This is a genomic window from Streptomyces sp. NPDC029159 (assembly GCF_055564055.1).
Genome location: NZ_JBVHWT010000009.1, coordinates 69,516 through 90,149, shown reverse-complemented (window position 1 = coordinate 90,149; position 20,634 = coordinate 69,516). Strand labels below are relative to the sequence as shown.

Sequence of the window (20,634 nt, the reverse complement as noted above, 5' to 3'; positions counted from 1 at the left end):
GGGCGGAGCGCATGCGCCCTGCTCACACGATCGGATGAACGCGGTGCTCAGGCGGCCAGAAGAGCCCCGAAGGCCGTTACATTCGCGCCGTTCCACAAGGGCGACGAGCGTGCCGGGCCGGGCCCGGCGGCCCGGCCCGGAAGGCAGGAGACCGGTAAAGCTGATGACGGAACGACCCCCGCACCGCACGCCCAATCGCCGGCTGGCCGCCCTCATCGCCGAGGCAGGGTTCTCCAACGCCGGACTCGCCAGGCGCGTCGACCAGCTCGGCATCGAGCACGGCCTCGACCTGCGCTACGACAAGACATCCGTGACCCGATGGCTCCGCGGCCAGCAGCCCCGCGGCACCACCCCGGCGCTGATCGCCGAGGTCTTCACCCGCAAGCTGGGCCGCCGCCTGTCGGCCCAGGACCTCGGCCTGGACGCCTGCGCACCCGTCTACGCCGGGCTGGAGTTCGCCGCGACGCCCACCGAGGCCGTCGACATCGTCAGCGGTCTGTGGCGCAAGGACTCCGGCAGCCATGTCGAGCTGCGCAAGATCGCCTTCACCCCGGCGGGGCTGGTGGTGCCCAGCCGGGACTGGCTCATCGGCCGCCCCGACGAACGGGTGGCCCGCGGCGAGCTGGGCCCCGACGGCACCGGCCGGGTCCCGCTCCAGGGCCGGATCGCGGTGCCCCGCCAGCGCCGCACCGACCATCTCGACCGGGTCGGCGGCGCCCGCATCACCGCCGGGGACATCGCGGCGCTACGCTCCGTCGGGGAGCTGTTCCGCGCGCTGGACCACGCCTACGGCGGCGGCCACGCCCGCCAGGCACTGGTGCGCTATCTGGAGCACGAGGCCGAGCCGATGCTGCGCGGCACCTACGGCGAGTCGACCGGCCGCAAGCTCTTCGCCGCGGCCGCCGATCTGACCCGGCTGGCCGGGTGGACGTCGTACGACATCGTGGCGCACGGGCTGGCGCAGCGGTACTTCGTCCAGGCGCTGCGGCTGGCGCAGGCGGCGGGCGACCGCGCCTACGGCTCGTACGTGCTGGTCACGATGAGCCGGCAGGCGGTCTACCTCGGGCACGGCCGGGAGGCGGTGCAGCTGGCGCGGGTGGCGCAGCAGGGCGTCGGGGCCGCGGCGCCGCCCGCCGTGCTGGCGCTGCTGCACGCGGCGGAGGCGCGCGGCCACGGCCTGATGGGCGAGGTACGGGCCTGTACGGCGGCGCTGTCGCGCTCCGAGCGGGCGCTGGAGGTCGCCCGGCCCGGCGACGAGACACCGCACTGGGCGCGCTTCTTCGACGAGGCGCAGCTCGCCGACGAGCTGGCGCACTGCCACCGCGATCTGCGGCAGTTCCGCGCCGCCGCCCAGCACGCCGAACGCTCCCTGGAACTGCGGGCACCGGGCTTCGCCCGCAGCCGCCTGTTCTGCCGGGTGGTGCTGGCCACCTCGCGGCTGGCCCTGGGCGAGCTGGAGCAGGCGTGCGCGCTGGGCGCGGAGGCGGCGCTCCAGGCGGCCGACATGCGGTCGGTGCGCGCCCATGAGTACGTCACCGAGTTCGAGCGGCGGCTGGAGCCGTACCGCGACGCGGCGCCGGTACGCGGGTACCGCGACCGGGTGGCCGCCCTGGGGTGAGACGGGCCCCTGCCGACCGGCCCGTACCGCCTCCCGAGCGGTGCGGGCCGGTCGTCCGTCAGGCGGCCGTGTGGAAGGCGGCCGGGTCGGCGGCGGGCAGCCCGAGGTCGCTCAGGAGGGCACGGGCGGCCCGGCGGCCGGAGTCCAGCGCCCCCTGGACGGTGCTGATGCCGCGGTGGTCGCCGCACACGTACAGCCCGGAGAGCAGCCGGACCGGCCGCTCCGGGTCGTGCGGTGCGGGCATCGCCGGGATCGCCGCCGGGGTGTGCCGCGCCGACAGCAGCTCCCAGTCGTCGGTGGCGGTGGCGTGGACCCGGGCCAGCTGCGGGCGGATCGCCGCGTCCAGGGTGGCGGTCGGCAGCGCCGCGGGGGCGCCCAGCACCACCGTCGTCAGCAGCGTCCGGCCCGCCGGGACGCGCGAGGGGTCGATGGCCCCGGCCGCGTAGCTGCAGGCCAGCGGGGACTGCGTGGTGAGCAGCAGCGGGGTCTCGCGCGGCCCGGCCGGGTGCGGGCCGTGGCCGGGCGGGGTGGTGTGGTGCAGCACCGTCGCCGGGTGGAACGGCGGCACCCGCAGCCCGGGCAGCAGCGCCGCCGCGTCCTGCGCCCCGGTCGCGACGATCACCGCGCGGCAGGTCACCTCGCCGTGGTCCGCGGTGGTGACGGAGGTGGTGGCGACGGAGGTGACGCGGACGCCGGTGCGGACGGTGCCGGGCGGCAGGCCCGCGGCGAGCGCGGCGGGCAGCGCGGCGGCGCCCCCGGCGGGCAGACAGAGCCGCCCCTCCGCGAACGCCCGCAGGGTCAGCGCGGCGCCGCGGCTGGAGCCGGCCAGCCGCGGATCACCCAGCAGCACGCCGAGCAGCGGCCGCAGGAACGCGTCGTGGGCGCGCGGGGCGAAGACCGGACGGGCGGACAGCGCGTCGGCCGCCGGGCGGTCGGGGGCCGTACGGTCGCCGAGGCGGTCCATCCGCCGGTCCTGGGGGCGCTCCGGATGCCGGTCGGCGCGCGAAAGGGCGCGCGCGGCGGCGAGTGCGCCCCTTGTGCTCCGGAGGGCGCTGACCCGCTGCGCGCGCCGCCCGTTGTGCAGCCCGATCCACGGCGCGAACCGGCAGAGCTTCAGCGTCTCCAGGCCGGGCATGCGCAGCAGGCCGGGCGTGGCGATGAGCGGCCTGCCGCCGTGGTCCAGCAGGAAGCCGTCGATGTCGTCGGTGGCCGACCGGCCGCCGATCCGCTCGGCGGCCTCCAGCACGGTGACCGTCAGCCCGGCGGCGGTCAGTTGACGGGCGGCGGCCAGCCCCGCAGGGCCGGCCCCCACGATGACCGCGTCCACGGCCGGTGAGGTGCGCTGCACGAGCCCCTCCTCAGATCGGTCCCGCCCGCCCGCTCCGGGCGGTACGCGGGACGCCGGATGATGTGTGGGGGCACGGTAGGGACGGGCCGCACCGGGCGGCCAGGGATCGTGCGGGGCGCGTCGGAGCGGGACGGGCGCCGGGCCCCGCCGGGGACGGGGTCGCGCCCACGGGCGGGACACGGGGCCGGCACCACCCGGACGGCGGCGGGCGGCGGCCGCCGCGCGGCGCCGGAGCCGCCGGGGACCGGCCCGTCCGCGACGGCCGAACGCCCCTCACGCCGCCCGGACGGCCGCCTCGATGCCCGGGTACGTGAAGGTGAACCCGCTCGCCAGCAGCCGGCGCGGGATCACCCGCTGGCTGCCGAGGACGTCCCCGGCGAACTCGCCCAGGACCACCTTCAAGACCGCCGCCGGCACCGGGAACGGCGTCGGGCGGTGCAGCACCCGGCCCATCGCGGCGGTCACCTCACGGTTGGTCACCGGCTCCGGGGCGGTGAGGTTGACCGGCCCGGAGAGGTCACCGTCGACCAGATGGCGCAGGGCGGCGACGTGGTCGTGGAGCGCGATGAAGCTCCAGAACTGGCTGCCGTCGCCCAGGCGGCCGCCGAGCCCCAGCCGGAACAGCGGGAACAGCCGCCCCCAGGCACCGCCCGAGCGGGCCACCACCAGGCCGGTGCGGGCGAACGCCGTCCGGATCCCGGCCGCCTCGGCGGGCGCCGCCGCGCCCTCCCAGTCGACGCAGAGCTCCGGCAGGAACCCCGTACCGGCCGGTGCCGACTCGTCCGTGCGGCGGCTGCCGGTGTCGCCGTAGTAGCCGACGGCGCTGCCGCAGACGAAGACCCGCGGCGGGGTGTCCAGCGACGCCAGGGCGGTGGCGAGGGCGGCGGTGCCACGGACCCGGCTGTCGTAGATCTCGCGCTTGTACGCGGCGGTCCAGCGGTGGTCGCCGACGCCCGCGCCCGCCAGGTGCACCACCGCCTCGCACCCGGCGAGCCCGGCGACGTCCACCTCCTGACGGCGCGGATCCCAGCGCACCTCGTCCGGCGCCGCGGGCGGCCGCCGCACCAGCCGGACGGGGGTGTGCCCGTCCGCCCGCAGCGACCGGACGAGAGCTGAGCCGATGAGACCGGTCGAGCCGGTGATCGCGATCCGCATGGCGCCATACTGCCCGCCGGGCGGGCCCGCGCGCGGCCTACGCGCGCAGGCGTTCCCACAGCCGGGGCAGCCGGGCCTCCAGGGCCGCGTCGTCGTCGACGTCGACATAGCCGCCCAGCGGTTCGGCGGGCTGCGGCGGCAGGCCGAGGTCCGGCAGCTCGGCGCCGGTCAGCTGCTCGTAGGCGTCGTCGGCGGCGTACCCCAGCTCCTCGCCGTCGCCGTCCGTCTCCTCGTCGAACTCGCCCAGCAGCTCGGCGAGTTCATCGGGGTCGTGGAGCGCGCCCTCGAAGACCTCCCGGCCCTGGCCGATCAGCCAGCAGCGGAACGCGTCGAAGACGTCGTCGCTCGCGCCGTCCAGCAGCACCGCCGCGGCCGCCCACAGGTCCCAGGTGTACGCGCGGTGGTAGCGGGCCTCGAAGTGGCGGGCGAAGTCCAGGACGGATTCCGGGTCGCGGCTCAGCAGCCGCTCGGTCAGCTCGTCGGCCTGATCCTCCGGATCGCCGTCGGCGGCCGTGCGGGAGGCGTCGATCAGCTCCCAGAACTCCGTCTCGTCCATCACCGCTCCAGCATCGGGCCTGCCGGGGCCGCACGCATGTGGAGCGATGAGCCGCCACCCGCGCGGCGGCGCCCGCGCGGGCGCAGGCGGAATGCCCCCGGATGCGGGGTACGCGCCGTGCGGGCACCGGAGTTGTTGATCAAGGGCGGGGCGACCGGTGCAAGAATCACCCGTGGGAAGGTCGGCCCCTGGGGGGTGTCTTCCCGCTCTTCGTGGGGTCGTGGCGCCTGATACCGCACCTCGCCGCGTTGTCGCCCCACCCACGGACACCCGGTCCGCGGGCAGGGCTCCGCCTTGCGATGCACGGCACCGGACGCCACGCCCTGATCCACGAAGAGCGAAAAGACACCCCCTAGCGGTACCTTCCCTACCCGATCGGCAGACCCATTCCTGAAGGGCGCTTCCACGCCATGCCCATGGACGAACGAACCCGCGCCGATGTCGAGCGGGCCGAGGCGGCCATCGTCGAGCACTACCCGCGCCTGGTGCGCCTCGCCCATCTCGTCCTGCCGCCCGCGATGGGCCGCCACCGCCGGGTGCTGACCGCGCACGGGATCGTCCAGCGCGCCCTGCCGTCCACGAGCCGGGAGCGGGCCCGCGCCGTCCTGCCCGGCCAGCGCGGCCCGCGCCCCGAGCCCGGCTATCCGCTCGTCCGCTCGCGCGTCCTGGAGCTGGCGCTCGCCCAGGCGAAGCCGCCGCGCTGGCGCTCTCCGCTGCCCGTCGTGTGGGGGCTGCGGCTCTTCCCGCGGGCCGGCGGCGCCGACGAACTCGCCCTGGACCAGGCGCTGTCCGCGCTCTCCGCGCCCGCCCGCGCCGCCGTCGCCCTGTGGCATCTGGAGGAGCTGGCCGAGGACGAGGTTGTCGCGGTCCTCGGCGCGGCCGGGGTCGCCGACCCGGACGCAGCCCACCGCGCCGCCGTCGACCTCGGCCCGGGGACCGCCGCGCTGCTGCACTCCGGCGAGTTCGACCCCTGCACCGTCCAGGCCCGCCCCACCGATCTGCTCCGGCGCCGCCAGGGCCGGCGGGTGGCGATCGCGGGTGCCGCGGTGCTGACGGCCGGTGCGGCGCTGCTCGCCGCCGTCGGCGGACCGGACGGCCCCCCGCCGCCCGCCCGGCCGGACCCGGCCACCGTCCGCGCGCGGCAGGCCCTGGACCCGCAGCGGCTGGTGCGCACCCCCGACGACGCCTGGGCCGACACCTCCCGGGTGGACTTCACCGCCTGGTCGCCGCGGGGCGAGTACGCCGGGGACACGGCGCTGCTCCGGCGCGCCCTGCGGGCGTGGGGCGCGCCGGACCCCGACGTCCGTGTCACCGCCGCCGACTCCACCTCCACCCGGCCGCCGGACCAGCCGCCCCGGCTGCTCTACGGCGGGGTGATCGACGGGGTGACGGTGGTCGTCCTCCACGACGGCGACCGGCTGGTGCGGTACGCCGAGCCCGAAGGGGCGCCCGCGGAGCTGGAGTTCGCCCGTGTCGACAACGCCGATCTGACGACCGCCGGAGCGCTGGTCATCGGGCGCGGCACCGGCTGGATGCGCTACCTCATCGCCCCGTGGATCACCGACACCACCACCCGCGACCTGCTGCGTCCCGGCGCCCCCGAGAAGGTGCTGCACGTCGCCCCGGACGGCGTCACCGACCGCATCCCCGAGCCGCCCGCGAACGGCGCCGCCTGCGGGCGGTGGCCGGTGACCCGGCTGCACTCCTCGGCGCGGGTCACGGCCCGGCACAGCTTCCTGCTGACCGACCTCGGCGACCTCACGCCCGTCCACCTCACGTACGGCCCGGCCACCGGCGGCGGGCCCACTGCCGCGCCCCCGGCCGAGGCGACCACCCCCGCGGCGCTGCTGAGCTGGGCCCGCACCGCCTGCTCGCTGCGCGAGGAGCGGGGCGCCGGTGTCCGGTCGGTCAACAACTGGGTCTACGCCCGCCAGCGGCTGCCGGAGGGCGGCGCCGCCGCCACCTGGACGTGCAGCCGCGCCGACACCTGGCGCGGCCCGGGCCGGGTCGCCGTGCAGTTCCACCCGGCCGCCGCCGGGCCCGCGCGGCCCGCCCGGACCGTCGGCCGTGCCCGGGACACCGCGGCGTGCAGCCCGTACGGCCCGGAGGTCGTCGGCGAGACACGCTGGCGCGCCGGTTCCGGCCACTGGTACCTGCTCGCGGCGGGCAGCTCCGCGGTGCGCGGCCTCGACGTCACCGGCGCGGTGCACCGCACCACCCGCGACACCACTCTCGCCGTCGCCGTCCCCGCGAACGCGCCGGTGCGGGTCGCCGGGGTGCTGCCCTCCGGGGGGCTGCTGCACGCCGTGCGGCGCTGATCGGGGGGGCGGACGGCGGCCGGCCCGCACCGGCTACCGTCCGCCTTCTTCCCGAACCTCCGCCGGGTCCCACGGATACCTGACAGAAGATGTCCGGTATCGCTGGCACGGTCGCCATGTACGGACACCGCATACGGCGAGGAGTGGCACGGATGACGACGGAACGGAACGGCACGGCGGGCGCGGGGAGCCTGGCGGGACGGGTGGCGCTGGTGGCCGGGGCGACCCGGGGCGCGGGCCGGGCGATGGCCGTGGAGCTGGGCCGGGCGGGGGCGGTCGTCTACGTCACCGGCCGCACCACCCGGGACCACGTCAGCGAGGTGGGCCGCCCCGGCGAGACGATCGAGGGCACCGCGGAGCGGATCACCGCCGCGGGCGGCACCGGCATCGCCATCCCCTGCGACCACCTCGTACCGGAGCAGGTCGCCGCTCTCGTCGCTCGGATCGACCGGGAGCAGGGCCGGTTGGACGTGCTGGTCAACAGCGTGTGGGGCGGCGACCACCTCCTCCGGTTCGACACCCCGCTGTGGGAACTGGACCTCGCCGACGGCCTGCGGATGCTCCGCCTCGGCGTGGAGACCCACCTGATCACCAGCCACCACGCACTGCCGCTGCTGCTGCGCGCCCCCGGCGGCCTGCTGGTCGACATGACCGACGGCACCGCCGCCTACAACCGCACCTACCGCGGCAACCTCTGCTTCGACCTCGCCAAGAACGCCCCGCACCGCATGGCGTTCGGCCTCGCCGCCGAGGTGGAGCGGTACGGCGCGACGGTCGTCTCGCTCACCCCCGGCTTCCTGCGCTCCGAGGAGATGCTGGACCACTTCGGCGTCACCGAGGAGAACTGGCGCGACGCCATCGCCCAGGAACCGCACTTCGCGGTGGCCGAATCCCCGGCCCTGGTCGGCCGCGGTGTCGCCGCCCTCGCCGCCGACCCCGACCGCGCCCGCTTCACCGGACAGTCCCTCTCCAGCGGCCACCTCGCCAAGGTCTACGGCTTCACCGACACGGACGGCTCCCGCCCCGACGGCTTCGGCTACTTCGAGGACGTGGTCCTCGGCGGGAAGGAGGGGACGGCGGAGGACTACCGGTAGGCGCCCGGGCCGGGGCACGGGCGGGCGCGCCCCACCGGCCGGCCGGGTCCGCCGCGTGCCAGGAGGGCCGGACGGCCGCTCACCCGCCGTACAGCTCGGCCGCCCGGCGGGCCGCCGCCGCGAATCGGTCGCGCAGCGGCTCGGGCGCCAGCACCTCGCACTCCGGGCCCAGCCCCAGCAGCTGCGCGTAGGCGACCTCGGCGTTCTCTACCGCGAGGGTGAGCGTCCACCGGCCGCCGGTGTCCGGGCCCTGCGCGCCCGCCACCGCCTCGTGCGCCGCGGTGACCTCGGTGACGTGCGGCAACTGGCGTATCCCGGGCTCCGTGAGCCGGAGCACCACCTCCTCGCGCAGCAGCGATCTGGTGAACTGCGCGGCCCGCTCCTCCCAGAACGCGGGCAGCTCGAAATCGGGATCCCGGACGAAGTGCCCCTCCTCCGCCACCGTCACGGAGGTGAAGCGGTCGACGCGGTAGATACGGAACGACGGGGGCGGCGGGGCGTCCCCGGGCCCCGGTGCGGCGCCGGAGACCTCCCCGGAGCCCGGCGGCCCGGGCGCGGCCCCGCCCGCACCCGCTTCCCCCGCCGCGGCCGCCCCGCGCCCCTCCCGCCGGGCGCACGCGGCCAGATACCAGACCCCCGCCTTCAACACCAGCCCGTACGGCTCCAACTCCCGCTCGACCTCGCGGTCCTTGCGGCGGTAGCGGGCGCGGACCGGGCGGTCGTCCCAGACCGCCTCGGCCAGGGACGGCAGCTCGGCGGGGGTCTCGGGGCTGCGGTACCAGGCCGGGGCGTCGAGATGGAAGCGCTGGGCGGCGCCGGAGGCGGCCTCGCGCAGCTCCGGCAGGAGCGCCGCCGAGACCTTCAGCCGCGCCGCGGACGCCGCATCCGCCAGGCCCAGCTCCCGCAGCGCCGACGGCACCCCGGACAGGAACAGCGTCTCCGCCTCGCTGCGGCCCAGGCCCGTCAGCCGGGTGCGGTACCCGCCGAGGAGGCGGTAGCCGCCCGCGCGGCCGCGGTCGGAGTAGACCGGCACGCCCGCCTCGGAGAGCGACAGGACGTCCCGGGCGACCGTGCGCTCGCTGACCTCCAGCTCCTGGGCCAGCTCACCGGCGGTCATCGACGGCCGGGACTGGAGGAGCAGCAGCATCTTGATCAGCCGGGCAGCACGCATGGATCCATCATGCCGGGCACCACTGACAACGCCCCGCCGTGCGGCGGCCGTTGCGGCCCCGCACGCGAACGGCCCGGCCCGCCGCGCCCGAAGGCGCGGCCGGCCGGGCCGGAAGGGTTTCCCGTGCGAAGACCCCGGGCGCGGTGGGTGATCTCCGCACGGGAGCGGGTGGAGCGGCCCGTGGCGCCGGATGGTGCACCACGGACCACCCGGTCCGAGGGGCGGCACCCGGCACCAGCCGGGCCGCCCGGAAGCGGGGCGCTCCTGATCACAGGCCGGAGCGGCCTTCGATCACAGGCCGTAGCGCGCCTTGGCCTCCTTGACCGTCTCCGGCTTGACCTCGCCCCGGCGGGCCAGCGCGGCCAGCGCCTGGACGGTCACCGACTGCGGGTCCACACCGAAGTGACGGCGGGCCGCGTCACGGGTGTCGGAGAGCCCGAACCCGTCGGTGCCGATGGAGGTCCAGTCCTGCTCGACCCAGGGTGCGATCTGGTCGGGCACCGCCCGCATCCAGTCGCTGACCGCCACCACGGGACCGGGCGCGCCCTCCAGCGCACGGGTCACGTACGGGACGCGGTCCTCCCCGTCGAGCCGGGCGGCGTCGCACTCCAGCGCCTCGCGGCGCAGCTCCGTCCAGGACGGCGCCGACCACACGTCCGCGGCCACGCCCCAGTCCTCGGCCAGCAGCCGCTGGGCGTCCAGCGCCCAGTGGATGGCCGTACCGGACGCCAGCAGCTGGAGCCGCGGCGCGTCCGCGGCCGGGGCCGCCGCCTCCTGGAAGCGGTACAGACCCCGCAGGATCGCCTCCTCGTCCAGCCCCGCGGGCATGGCCGGCTGCACCTTGGTCTCGTTGTAGACCGTCAGGTAGTAGAAGACGTCCTCGGCGTCGGGGCCGTACATCCGGCGCAGCCCCTCCTTGACGATCACTGCGACCTCGTACGCGAACGCCGGGTCGTACGAGAGCGCCGCCGGGTTGGTGGAGGCGATCAGGTGCGAGTGGCCGTCGGCGTGCTGGAGGCCCTCACCGGTCATGGTGGTGCGGCCCGCGGTCGCGCCGATGACGAAGCCGCGGCCCAGCTGGTCGGCGAGCGCCCAGAACTGGTCGGCGGTCCGCTGCCAGCCGAACATCGAGTAGAAGATGTAGAACGGGATCATCGGCTCGCCGTGCGTCGCGTACGACGTGGCGGCGGCGGTGAAGTCCGCGAGCGAACCGGCCTCGGTGATGCCCTCGTTGAGGATCTGGCCGTTCTTCGCCTCCTTGTAGTACAGGAGCTGGTCGCGGTCGACCGGGTCGTAGGTCTGGCCCACCGGCGAGTACAGACCGGCCGACGGGAACAGCGACTCCATGCCGAAGGTGCGGGCCTCGTCGGGGACGATCGGGACCCAGCGCTTGCCGGTCTCCTTGTCCCGCATCAGGTCCTTGACCAGCCGGACGAACGCCATGGTGGTGGCGATCTCCTGGCTGCCCGAGCCCTTCTTCAGCGCGTCGAACGCCTTCTCCGACGGCATCGGCAGCGGCTTCGGCGTCACCTTGCGGGCGGGCGCGGGGCCGTCCAGGGCCGCCCGGCGCTCGCGGAGGTAGACCATCTCCGGGGAGTCCTCGGCGGGCCGCCAGTACGGAACGGTGTCGCCCTCCAGGGCGCTGTCCGGGATCGGCAGCTCCAGCAGGTCGCGCATGGCGCGGAACTCCTGCCCGGTGAGCTTCTTCATCTGGTGGTTGGCGTTGCGCGACTCGAAACCGGCGCCGAGGGTGTAGCCCTTGACGGTCTGCGCCAGGATGACGGTCGGCGCGCCCTTGTGCGCGAGGGCCGCCTGGTACGCGGCGTACACCTTGCGCGGCTCGTGGCCCGCGCGGGAGGTCTGGAACAGCTCCAGCAGCTTGGCGTCGTCGAGGGAGTCGCCCAGCGCGCGCAGCCCCGGCGTGGCGCCGAAGAAGTGCTCACGTATGTAGGCGGCGTCCCGCGTGGCGTACGTCTGGAACTGCGCGTCCGGCGTCTCACGCAGGCGGCGCAGGAGCGCGCCGTCGGTGTCGAGCGCGAAGACCTCGTCCCACGCCCGGCCCCACAGCGACTTGACGACGTTCCAGCCGGCGGCGCGGAACTGCGCCTCCAGCTCCTGCACGATCTTGAAGTTCGGGCGGACCGGGCCGTCCAGACGCTGCAGGTTGCAGTTGATGACGAAGGTGAGGTTGTCCAGGCCCTCACGGCCGGCCAGCGCCAGGGCGGCGGTCGACTCGGGCTCGTCCATCTCGCCGTCGCCGAGGAACGCCCAGACGTGGCTGCCCGCGGTGTCCTTGATGCCGCGGTGCTCCAGGTAGCGGTTGAAGCGCGCCTGGTAGATGGCGGAGAGCGGGCCCAGGCCCATCGAGACGGTGGGGAACTCCCACAGCCAGGGCAGGCGCCGCGGGTGCGGGTACGACGGCAGGCCGTCGCCGCCGGCCTCCTGGCGGAAGCGGTCGAGCTGCTCCTCGCTCAGCCGGCCGTCGAGGAAGGCGCGGGCGTAGATGCCGGGGGAGGCGTGGCCCTGGATGTAGAGCTGGTCGCCGCTGCCGTCCCCCTCCTTGCCGCGGAAGAAGTGCTGGAAGCCGGTCTCGTAGAGCCACGCCGCCGACGCGAAGGTGGCGATGTGGCCGCCGAGGCCGAGCTTGGAGCCGCGGGTGACCATGGCGGCCGCGTTCCAGCGGTTCCACGCCGTGATCCGGGCCTCCATCGCCTCGTCGCCGGGGAATTCCGGCTCGGCGGAGGTCGGGATGGTGTTGACGTAGTCCGTCTCCAGGGGCGCGAGCGCCGGGTCGGCGGTGTGTTCCACCGCGCGGCGCATCAGGTACGCCGCGCGGTGGGGGCCCGCCGCCGCGGTGACGGCGTCGAGCGACTCGCGCCACTCGGCCGTCTCCTCCGGATCCCGGTCCGGGAGCTGGTCGAGCTGGCTGTACGGCAGGCGCACGGGATCGGGCATGGGTGGCCCCTTTCCGGACAGAGGGGGAACAGAGGGGAATGCGTTCGGCAGGCATTCGGCAGGCAGGGGTGTCGCGCCCCGCGGGCGACGATACGCCCCTGATCGATGATCGATCAACGCTGCCCGGGAGAATCACCGCAGGTCGGCACGGGGTGCCGCATATCCGGGCACCGCGTGCCAGACGAAAAGCGGGCGGGAACGCCGCCGTACGGCCGCCCCCGCCCCGCCGCTCCCCGCCGGTCAGACCCGCGGCGCGCAGCTCAGTACGTGTGTCCGCAGCAGCGCACCGATGCGCGGATCACGGCGCCGGAACGCGTCCACGATCTCCTGGTGGTCCTGGGCGTGCGAGCGCGGCTCGGGGCTGAACCAGCGGATCGACAGCGTCGTCCACACCTCCACCCCCAGCGACTCCCAGGTGTGCAGCAGCACGCCGTTCCCGGCCGCCCGCACGATCTCCCGGTGGAACGCCACCGTGTGCCGCACCTGCGCCTCGCCGTCGCCCGCCCGGTCCGCCTCCCGCAGCCGCTCCACCTCGCGCTCCAGCGCCTCGGTGTCCTCGGCCAGTTGACCGGCCGCCAGCTCCGCCGCGACCTGCTCCAGACCGGCCCGTACGGGGTAGCTCTCCTTGAGGTCGGCGGGGGTCAGGTCCCGCACCCGGACGCCCTTGTTCGGCGCCGACTCGATCAGCCGCAGCGACTCCAGCTCCCGCAGCGCCTCCCGCACCGGCGTCTGGCTGACCTCCAGCTCCGCCGCGATCCGCCGCTCCACGATCCGTTCGCCGGGCTGCCACCTGCCGCGGACGATCCCCTCAAGGATGTGCTCGCGGATCTGCTCGCGCAGCGAATGGACGACGGGCGGGGTCATGACGGTGCTCCTCGCGGGTGGGGTGGTGACGGAGACGATACGGGGCGTGGTCGTCGCCGGGCGGGGCCGCGGGACCTGGATCACACGTGGTGTGGCTCACGGCCCTCCGGTTCCGGTGCGGCGCCCACCAGGGAGAACGCGGTCGGGAACGCGAGCGGCCCCGCCCGGGAGAACCCGGACGGGGCCGTTGCACGCGCTGGTCGCGCCTCGCTCAGAGACCGATCTCGGTCTCGAACTCGGCGGCCTCCAGGATCTGCTTGACCGTGGTCAGGTAACGGGCGGCATCCGCGCCATCCACCAGACGGTGGTCGTAGGAGAGCGCCAGGTAGGTCATGTCCCGGACGGCGATGGTCTCGCCGAGGTCGGGGTGGTTGATGACCACGGGGCGCTTGACGGTGGCGCCGATACCGAGGATGCCGACCTGGTTCGGCGGCACGATCACGGTGTCGAAGAGCGCGCCGCGGGAGCCGGTGTTCGAGATGGTGAACGTGGCTCCGGCGAGGTCGTCCGGGGTGATCTTGTTGGAGCGGACCTTGCCGGCGAGGTCGGCGGTCTTCTTGGCGATACCGGTGATGTTGAGGTCGCCGGCGTCCTTGATGACCGGGGTCATCAGGCCCTTCTCCGCGTCCACCGCGATACCGACGTTCTCGGTGTCGAAGTAGGTGATCGTGCCCTCGTCCTCGTTGATCCGGGCGTTGACGACCGGGTGGGCCTTCAGCGCCTGGACAGCGGCCTTGACGAAGAACGGCATCGGGGAGAGCTTGACGCCCTCACGCTGCGCGAAGGCGTCCTTGGCCTTGTTGCGCATCCGCATGATCTTGGTGACGTCCACCTCGACCACGCTGGTGAGCTGCGCCTGGCTGTGCAGGGCCTTCATCATGTTGTCGCCGATGACCTTGCGCATCCGCGGCATCTTGATCGTCTGACCGCGCAGCGGCGACGCCTCGATGACGGGGGCGGCCGGCGCCGACGAGGCAGCGGCCGGGGCGGCCGGAGCCGGGGCGGCGGCCTTGGCGGCCTCCGCGGCGGCGATGACGTCCTGCTTGCGGACGCGGCCACCGACGCCGGTGCCCTTGACCGTGGCGAGGTTGACGCCGTTCTCCGCGGCGAGCTTGCGCACCAGCGGCGTGACGTACGCGCCGTCGCCCTCACCGGCGGCCGGAGCCGGGGTGACCGGCGCCGGGGCGGCCGGGGCCGCGGGGGCCGGAGCCGGAGCGGCGGGCGCGGCCGGAGCCGGGGCCGGGGCGGCCGGGGCGGCGGGCGCGGGCGCCGGAGCCGCGGGGGCGGCCGGAGCCGGAGCCGGGGCCGGGGCGGCCGGAGCAGCCGGGGCGGCGGGCGCCGCGGCGGCCGAGCCGATGACGGCGAGCTTGGCGCCGACCTCGGCGGTCTCGTCCTCGGCCACCAGGATCTCCAGCAGGGTGCCGGAGACCGGCGCCGGGATCTCGGTGTCGACCTTGTCGGTGGAGACCTCCAGCAGGGGCTCGTCCTCCGAGACCTCCTCGCCGACCTCCTTCAGCCAACGGGTGACGGTGCCCTCGGTGACCGACTCGCCCAGCGCGGGCAGCGTGACGTCGGTACCGGAGGCGCCACCCGCCGGGGCGGCGGCGGGGGCCGGGGCCTCGGCCGCCGGCTCGGGCTGCGGCTCGGCGGCGGGGGCCTCGGCGGCGGCCGCAGTCGGCTGCGCGGCGTCAGCCGCTCCAGTGGAGCCGGTGCTTGCACCGGGGGCGGGGGCGCCGGAGCCGTCGTCGATGACGGCCAGCTCGGAGCCGACCTCCACGGTCTCGTCCTCGGCGACCTTGATGGCCGCGAGGATGCCCGAGGCGGGGGCGGGGATCTCGGTGTCGACCTTGTCGGTCGACACCTCCAGCAGGGGCTCGTCGGCCTCGACGCGCTCACCCTCGGCCTTGAGCCAGCGGGTGACGGTGCCCTCGGTGACGCTCTCGCCGAGCGCCGGAAGGGATACGGAAACCGCCATGGTTTCTGTTGCTCCTAACGGATGGTTTCCCGCGCGGGCCGGTGTCGGCCCGCGGGGAGGTGCGGATGTGGTCGCGCCCGGGACTGAGGGTCAGTCGTGGGAGTGGAGGGGCTTGCCGGCCAGCGCCAGGTGGGCCTCCCCGAGAGCTTCGTTCTGCGTCGGGTGCGCGTGAACGAGCTGCGCAACCTCGGCCGGCAGGGCTTCCCAGTTGTAGACCAGCTGGGCCTCACCGACCTGCTCGCCCATACGGTCACCGACCATGTGGACGCCGACCACGGCACCGTCCTTGACCTGGACGAGCTTGATCTCGCCCGTGGTCTTCAGGATCTTGCTCTTGCCGTTGCCCGCGAGGTTGTACTTCAGCGTGACGACCTTGTCGGCGCCGTACAGCTCCTTGGCCTTCGCCTCGGAGATGCCCACCGAGGCGACCTCGGGGTGGCAGTACGTCACGCGCGGCACGCCGTCGTAGTCGATCGGCACGGTCTTCAGACCCGCCAGCCGCTCCGCCACCAGCATGCCCTCGGCGAAGCCGACGTGCGCGAGCTGGAGGGTGGGGACGAGGTCGCCGACGGCCGAGATCGTCGGAACGTTGGTCTGCATGTACTCGTCGACCAGGACGTAGCCGCGGTCCATGGCGACGCCCTGCTCCTCGTAGCCCAGGCCCGCCGAAACCGGCCCGCGGCCGATCGCGACCAGCAGGACCTCGGCCTCGAAGCTCTTGCCGTCGGCCAGGGTCACCTTGACGCCGTCGGCGGTGTACTCGGCCTTGTCGAAGAAGGTGCCGAGGTTGAACTTGATGCCGCGCTTGCGGAAGGCGCGCTCCAGCAGCTTGGAGCTGTTCTCGTCCTCGACCGGGACGAGGTGCTTGAGGCCCTCGACGATGGTGACGTCGGTGCCGAAGGACTTCCACGCCGAGGCGAACTCGACGCCGATGACGCCGCCGCCCAGGACGATCGCGGACTTCGGCACGCGGTTCAGCTTCAGCGCGTGGTCCGAGGAGATGATGCGGTCGCCGTCGATGGTCAGACCCGGCAGCGACTTCGGCACGGAGCCGGTCGCCAGCAGGACGTGGCGGCCGGTCACGCGCTGGCCGTTCACGTCGACGGAGGTCGGCGAGGAGAGCTTGCCCTCGCCCTCGATGTAGGTCACCTTGCGGGAGGCGATCAGCCCCTGCAGGCCCTTGTAGAGGCCGGAGATGACGTCGTCCTTGTACTTGTGGACGGCGTCGATGTCGATGCCCTCGAAGGTGGCCTTGACACCGAACTGCTCGCTCTCGCGGGCCTGGTCGGCGATCTCACCGGCGTGCAGCAGCGCCTTGGTGGGGATGCAGCCGTTGTGCAGGCAGGTACCGCCGACCTTGCCCTTCTCGATCAGGGCGACGTCCAGGCCCAGCTGCGCCCCGCGCAGGGCCGCGGCGTAACCGCCACTGCCGCCACCGAGGATCACTAGGTCGAAAACGGTGCTGGCGTCGTTCGCCACGTCACGTCCTCCATGCATGGGTACGCCGGAACCGGTCTCCGATGACCGGTCGGCGGCTGTGGTTCGGCCGCTCTTCACGTCGGCCCTGGGTAAGGGGGGCCCTGTCCTGCCGAGAACCCATCTTCGCACTTGTTCGGTGAAGCTGGGACGGCGGGCCGGGCCTGGCGGTGGTACGTGAGCCGTCTCTCACGGGGTTACTCGGGCGTAGGCGGCGCCAACCGCCACCTGGGAAGCGCGGCGGCGCGCCCTGCGGATTTCGTTGAGGGCGAACGCCACTCCGTAGGGCGGGGCACCCACCGCTCCCGCGGGGCGCCCGGATCGTGGTCACCCGTGGCGCGCCGACGGCCCCGGACGGTGAAGCCCGGGGCCGTCGGCGCGTGAGGGAGCGGGCTCAGCCCAGGTCGCCCGAGGCGGTGCGCTCGGCCAGCCGCAGCAGGGTGCGGACCGAGGAGCCGGTGCCGCCCTTGTGCGTGTAGCCGTACGGCGCGCTCTCGTGGAACGCCGGGCCCGCGATGTCGAGGTGGGCCCAGGTGATGCCCTCGCCGACGAACTCCTTCAGGAACAGACCGGCGACCAGGCCGCCGCCCATCCGCTCGCCCATGTTGGCGATGTCCGCCACCGGGGAGTCCATGCCCTTGCGCAGCTCGGCGGGCATCGGCATCGGCCAGGACTGCTCGCCGACCTCCTCCGAGATCTCGTGGATCGTGGTGCGGAACGCGTCGTCGTTCGCCATGACCCCGAAGGTGCGGTTGCCCAGCGCCAGCACCATCGCGCCGGTGAGCGTCGCGACGTCCACGATGGCGTCCGGCTCCTCCTCCGACGCGCGGGTCAGCGCGTCGGCGAGCACCAGCCGGCCCTCGGCGTCGGTGTTGAGCACCTCGACCGTCTTGCCGCTGTACATCGTCAGCACGTCACCGGGGCGGGTGGCGTTGCCCGACGGCATGTTCTCGGCGAGCGCCAGCCAACCGGTGACGTTCACCTCCAGGCCCAGGCGGGCCGCGGCGACGACGGTGGCGAACACCGCGGCGGCACCGGCCATGTCGCACTTCATCGTCTCGTTGTGCCCGGCCGGCTTCAGCGAGATGCCGCCCGAGTCGTACGTGATGCCCTTGCCGACCAGCGCGAGCGTCTTCTCGGCCTTGGCGTGGGTGTGCGCGATGCGCACCAGGCGCGGCGGGGCGTCCGAGCCCTGGCCGACGCCGAGCAGACCGCCGAAGCCGCCCTTCTTCAGCGCCTTCTCGTCCAGCACCTCGACCTTGAGGCCGAACTCCTTGGCCGCGGCCTGCGCCTCGGCGGCGAAGGACTTCGGGTTCAGCGAGTTGGACGGGGTGTTGACCAGGTCGCGGGCGCGGTGGATCTCCGCCGCCAGCACCTGGGCGCGCTCGGTCGCCGCCTTGAACTCCTTGTCCCGCGGCTTGCCGCCGACCAGGGTGACCTCCGCGAGCGGGGCCGAGGAGTCGTTACCGGCCTTCGCGCCCTTCTTGCCCTTGGCCGGGGCGGCGTCGCTGCGGAACGCGGTGAAGGCGTACGCGCCGAACAGCGCGCCCTCGGAGACCGCGGCGGCCGCCTCGGCGTCCTCCAGCGGCAGCGCGAAGGCCGCCTTCTTCGTGCCGTTCAGCGCACGGGCGGCACTGCCCGCGGCGCGGCGCAGCGTCTCGTTGTCGTACGTCTCGCCCTTGGCCGGTGCGGCGCCGAGGCCGACCGCCAGCACGACCGGCGCCTTGAGGCCGTCGGCGGCGGGCAGCTTGGTCACCTCGCCCTCGGCACCCGTCGCGCCGAGAGTCTCCAGGACGGCGGCGAGCTTGCCGCCGAACGCCTCGTCCACGGCTTCGGCGCCGGTGGCGGGCACGGGGCCCTTGGCGCCCTTGGCCACGCCCACGACGACGGCATCCGCGCGCGCCGTTGCGGCGGAAGAAGTACTGAGGGTCAGTGCAGTCACGGTGATGAAAGTCCTGTTCCGTCCGGGGATCCGTTCGCGCTCAGGGAGCGGCGTGCGGCCGAGCCTACGCTCGGGGCGCCCGCACGGAACGGGGAGCGACGGCGGAGGTCCGATCCCCGCCGCCTGCGCGGACGGTGCCCGTGCGACCCAACGACCCTGTTGTGACAGGGGAGTTGAGGGTTTTCCAGCCGGTACGGAAGGCCGGTGCAAAGCGGGCGAACGGCTTGTTCCGCACCCGGAATGAGAGCGGCGCCACAGTGACGCCGCACGCGGCGGCGGCGCCAACGGCCCCTGAACGGCGCCCTCGCAGGGACTCAGCCCAGGGGGTGTCTTCCCGGTCTTCGTGGGGCAGGGCGTGGCGTCTGGTGCCGTGCATCGCAAGGCGGAGCCCCTCCCACGGACTGGGTGTCCGTGGGTGGGGCGACAACGCGGCGAGGTGCGGTGCCAGGCGTCACGACCCCGCGAAGACCGGGAAGACACCCCCTAGCGCCAGAACCACCAGCGCGGTGAGCGCCGCCGTCTCCGCGAGCGCCCCGAACACATCGCCCGTCACCCCGCCCAGCCGCCGCCGGCAGTGCCGCAGCAGCCCCTCGGCGACGGCCACCGCCACCGCCACCGCCACCGCGGCGTGCACCGCACCGGACGGGCCGCCGGTGGCGCCGAGCCCGGCCGCCGCCGCACCGACCAGCACCGCGCACCCGGCCGCCGCACCGCGTGGCACCGCCCCGGCCACCGCGGCGCCCAGCCCCTCCGGCCGCGCGGCGGGCACCCCCCGGCGGCAGGCGAGGGTCAGCGCGCAGCGCGCCACGGTCGCCGAGACGACGGCGGCCACCGCGCCGCGGACCCAGCCGTCCGCGTACAGCCCGGACAGCGCCGCCACCTGTGCCACCAGCGCGAGCAGCAGGGTGATCACACCGAACGGGCCGATGTCGGACTGCTTCATGATGCGCAGCGCGTCCTCGGGCGGCTTGGCGCTGCCCAGACCGTCGGCGGTGTCCGCGAGGCCGTCCAGATGGAGGCCGCGGGTGAGCGCGGCGGGCACCGCGGCGGAGCCGGTCGCGGCGAGCAACGGCGAGCCGCCCAGCGCGAGCAGCGCCGTACCGACCGCCGCCGCACCCACCCCGACAACCAGCCCGGCCAGCGGTGCGCAGAGCATCCCGCCGCGCGCCGCCGCCCGGTCCCAGCGGCGCACCCGCACCGGCAGCACGGTCAGCGTCCCGAAGGCGAACCGCAACGCGTCCCCGGCACCGGCCCGGCCGCCGGGCGGTGTCGTTGCGGGCGTGGGGGCGGCGGAATCGGGCGCATCGGTCATCGCGGCAGGCTAACCCAGCGGCCGGGGCGCCCGCCGCGCCGCCCTCACCGCGACCGCTCGGCCGCACCGGCACCGGGCGCCCCGGCCGCCCGGCGGCGCCGCGCCGCCAGCTCCCAGCCCAGGCAGACCAGCAGCGTCGCCGCGACCGCCGCGATGTGCTCCTTGCCCGCGAGGTTGTTCTTGACGAACACCACCTCACCGACCATCGCCGCCACCACCAGCGCACACGTCACCCGCGCCCGCAGCCGCCAGCACACGAACACCGCCAGACCCACCACCGCGGCCGACGGCCCGGTGTCCACCACCCAGGCGTCCCCGGGCGGCAGCCCGATCGGCGTGCCCGGCCCGAGCCGGATGCCCAGCCGTGCGTAGAGCGTCCCGGCGAGCGTCGCGGTGTACGCCATCGCCAGCGTCCGCCACCGGCCCAGCGTCACCTCCGCGATCCCGAACACCACCAGGACCTGCGCCAACGCGCCCCACACCGGCAGATCGAGCGCCGGGACGAAGAGCGAGAGCGGGGTGCGCAGCAGCGCGAGCCAGAGCGGCGTCCCGGCGGTCGGCGCCCCGGCCGCCTGCACCGGTCCCTGCCCCCACGGCTGGTTCTGCACGATCTGGAGCACCAGTGTCAGCGTCACCGACGCCAGCGTCAGCGGGATCGCCCGCAGCCCGCGCGCCGCCAACGGCCCCCGTACGGCCCGCCACAGCGGACCCCACTCGGCCGCCACGGCACGGCGCACCACACCGGCCCGGACCGGCTCGCTCATCGGTTGCTCCCCTGCTGCTCACGGCGCGGCGCGCCCGTACCGCCTCTCCCGTCCGGAGGCCGCCGCGCGGCCCCGCACCGCCCCGA

14 protein-coding genes are annotated in these 20,634 nt (G+C 75.0%); 3 read left to right on the top strand and 11 right to left on the bottom strand.

The window, feature by feature from the left end:
• Window positions 1–163: 163 nt before the first annotated feature.
• Entirely contained in the window at window positions 164–1,618 is a 1,455-nt protein-coding gene (locus ACZ4U4_RS19035; protein ID WP_467875429.1) for a regulator, read from the top strand.
• A 58-nt stretch (window positions 1,619–1,676) separates the two neighbouring features.
• On the opposite strand, the gene ACZ4U4_RS19030 is transcribed toward ACZ4U4_RS19035, so the two are convergent.
• From ACZ4U4_RS19030 to ACZ4U4_RS19020, 3 genes are all read right to left on the bottom strand, one after another.
• The gene (locus ACZ4U4_RS19030) at window positions 1,677–2,966 is read right to left on the bottom strand and encodes an FAD-dependent oxidoreductase (protein ID WP_467875426.1); all 1,290 of its coding nucleotides are present in this window, start codon (window positions 2,964–2,966) and stop codon (window positions 1,677–1,679) included.
• 273 nt (window positions 2,967–3,239) lie between these two features.
• The gene (locus tag ACZ4U4_RS19025) at window positions 3,240–4,121 is read right to left on the bottom strand and encodes a TIGR01777 family oxidoreductase (RefSeq protein ID WP_467875423.1); all 882 of its coding nucleotides are present in this window, start codon (window positions 4,119–4,121) and stop codon (window positions 3,240–3,242) included.
• Window positions 4,122–4,158: 37 nt separating this feature from the next.
• A complete protein-coding gene (locus tag ACZ4U4_RS19020) occupies window positions 4,159–4,677 on the bottom strand; it encodes a DUF4240 domain-containing protein (protein ID WP_467875420.1) in 519 nt (172 codons plus the stop codon).
• Between the two features lie 416 nt (window positions 4,678–5,093).
• On the opposite strand from ACZ4U4_RS19020, the gene ACZ4U4_RS19015 reads away from it, so the two are divergent.
• Window positions 5,094–6,995 carry a hypothetical protein gene (locus tag ACZ4U4_RS19015; protein WP_467875418.1) on the top strand — a complete coding sequence of 634 codons (1,902 nt, stop codon included), beginning with the start codon at window positions 5,094–5,096 and terminating at the stop codon, window positions 6,993–6,995.
• Between the two features lie 152 nt (window positions 6,996–7,147).
• Complete coding sequence (locus tag ACZ4U4_RS19010) at window positions 7,148–8,089, top strand: SDR family oxidoreductase (protein WP_467875416.1); 942 nt, start codon at window positions 7,148–7,150, stop codon at window positions 8,087–8,089.
• A gap of 79 nt (window positions 8,090–8,168) precedes the next feature.
• On the opposite strand, the gene ACZ4U4_RS19005 is transcribed toward ACZ4U4_RS19010, so the two are convergent.
• From ACZ4U4_RS19005 to ACZ4U4_RS18970, 8 genes are all read right to left on the bottom strand, one after another.
• A complete protein-coding gene (locus ACZ4U4_RS19005) occupies window positions 8,169–9,260 on the bottom strand; it encodes a helix-turn-helix transcriptional regulator (RefSeq protein WP_467875413.1) in 1,092 nt (363 codons plus the stop codon).
• A 291-nt stretch (window positions 9,261–9,551) separates the two neighbouring features.
• Window positions 9,552–12,215, bottom strand: a complete 2,664-nt coding sequence (gene aceE / locus ACZ4U4_RS19000; RefSeq protein WP_467875410.1) for a pyruvate dehydrogenase (acetyl-transferring), homodimeric type — start codon at window positions 12,213–12,215, stop codon at window positions 9,552–9,554.
• A 240-nt stretch (window positions 12,216–12,455) separates the two neighbouring features.
• The gene (locus tag ACZ4U4_RS18995; protein WP_467875407.1) at window positions 12,456–13,079 is read right to left on the bottom strand and encodes a GntR family transcriptional regulator; all 624 of its coding nucleotides are present in this window, start codon (window positions 13,077–13,079) and stop codon (window positions 12,456–12,458) included.
• 211 nt (window positions 13,080–13,290) lie between these two features.
• Window positions 13,291–15,054 carry a 2-oxoglutarate dehydrogenase, E2 component, dihydrolipoamide succinyltransferase gene (gene sucB / locus ACZ4U4_RS18990; RefSeq protein ID WP_467875405.1) on the bottom strand — a complete coding sequence of 588 codons (1,764 nt, stop codon included), beginning with the start codon at window positions 15,052–15,054 and terminating at the stop codon, window positions 13,291–13,293.
• A gap of 90 nt (window positions 15,055–15,144) precedes the next feature.
• Entirely contained in the window at window positions 15,145–16,533 is a 1,389-nt protein-coding gene (gene lpdA, locus ACZ4U4_RS18985; RefSeq protein ID WP_467875402.1) for a dihydrolipoyl dehydrogenase, read from the bottom strand.
• 391 nt (window positions 16,534–16,924) lie between these two features.
• Entirely contained in the window at window positions 16,925–18,472 is a 1,548-nt protein-coding gene (locus ACZ4U4_RS18980; RefSeq protein WP_467875400.1) for a leucyl aminopeptidase, read from the bottom strand.
• A 451-nt stretch (window positions 18,473–18,923) separates the two neighbouring features.
• Window positions 18,924–19,784 carry an adenosylcobinamide-GDP ribazoletransferase gene (locus tag ACZ4U4_RS18975; RefSeq protein ID WP_467875396.1) on the bottom strand — a complete coding sequence of 287 codons (861 nt, stop codon included), beginning with the start codon at window positions 19,782–19,784 and terminating at the stop codon, window positions 18,924–18,926.
• A gap of 44 nt (window positions 19,785–19,828) precedes the next feature.
• Window positions 19,829–20,548 carry a hypothetical protein gene (locus ACZ4U4_RS18970; protein WP_467875393.1) on the bottom strand — a complete coding sequence of 240 codons (720 nt, stop codon included), beginning with the start codon at window positions 20,546–20,548 and terminating at the stop codon, window positions 19,829–19,831.
• Between the last annotated feature and the right edge of the window lie 86 nt (window positions 20,549–20,634).

What these genes read in the sequence shown, in the direction of transcription:
- ACZ4U4_RS19015 (WP_467875418.1), top strand. Translation starts at nt 5,094, where the DNA reads ATGGACGAACGAACCCGCGCCGATGTCGAGCGGGCCGAGGCGGCCATC.
- sucB (WP_467875405.1), bottom strand. Translation starts at nt 15,054, where the DNA reads ATGGCGGTTTCCGTATCCCTTCCGGCGCTCGGCGAGAGCGTCACCGAG.
- ACZ4U4_RS18975 (WP_467875396.1), bottom strand. Translation starts at nt 19,784, where the DNA reads ATGACCGATGCGCCCGATTCCGCCGCCCCCACGCCCGCAACGACACCG.
- ACZ4U4_RS19010 (WP_467875416.1), top strand. Translation starts at nt 7,148, where the DNA reads ATGACGACGGAACGGAACGGCACGGCGGGCGCGGGGAGCCTGGCGGGA.
- ACZ4U4_RS19020 (WP_467875420.1), bottom strand. Translation starts at nt 4,677, where the DNA reads ATGGACGAGACGGAGTTCTGGGAGCTGATCGACGCCTCCCGCACGGCC.
- ACZ4U4_RS18995 (WP_467875407.1), bottom strand. Translation starts at nt 13,079, where the DNA reads ATGACCCCGCCCGTCGTCCATTCGCTGCGCGAGCAGATCCGCGAGCAC.
- aceE (WP_467875410.1), bottom strand. Translation starts at nt 12,215, where the DNA reads ATGCCCGATCCCGTGCGCCTGCCGTACAGCCAGCTCGACCAGCTCCCG.
- ACZ4U4_RS18970 (WP_467875393.1), bottom strand. Translation starts at nt 20,548, where the DNA reads ATGAGCGAGCCGGTCCGGGCCGGTGTGGTGCGCCGTGCCGTGGCGGCC.
- ACZ4U4_RS19035 (WP_467875429.1), top strand. Translation starts at nt 164, where the DNA reads ATGACGGAACGACCCCCGCACCGCACGCCCAATCGCCGGCTGGCCGCC.
- ACZ4U4_RS19025 (WP_467875423.1), bottom strand. Translation starts at nt 4,121, where the DNA reads ATGCGGATCGCGATCACCGGCTCGACCGGTCTCATCGGCTCAGCTCTC.
- ACZ4U4_RS19005 (WP_467875413.1), bottom strand. Translation starts at nt 9,260, where the DNA reads ATGCGTGCTGCCCGGCTGATCAAGATGCTGCTGCTCCTCCAGTCCCGG.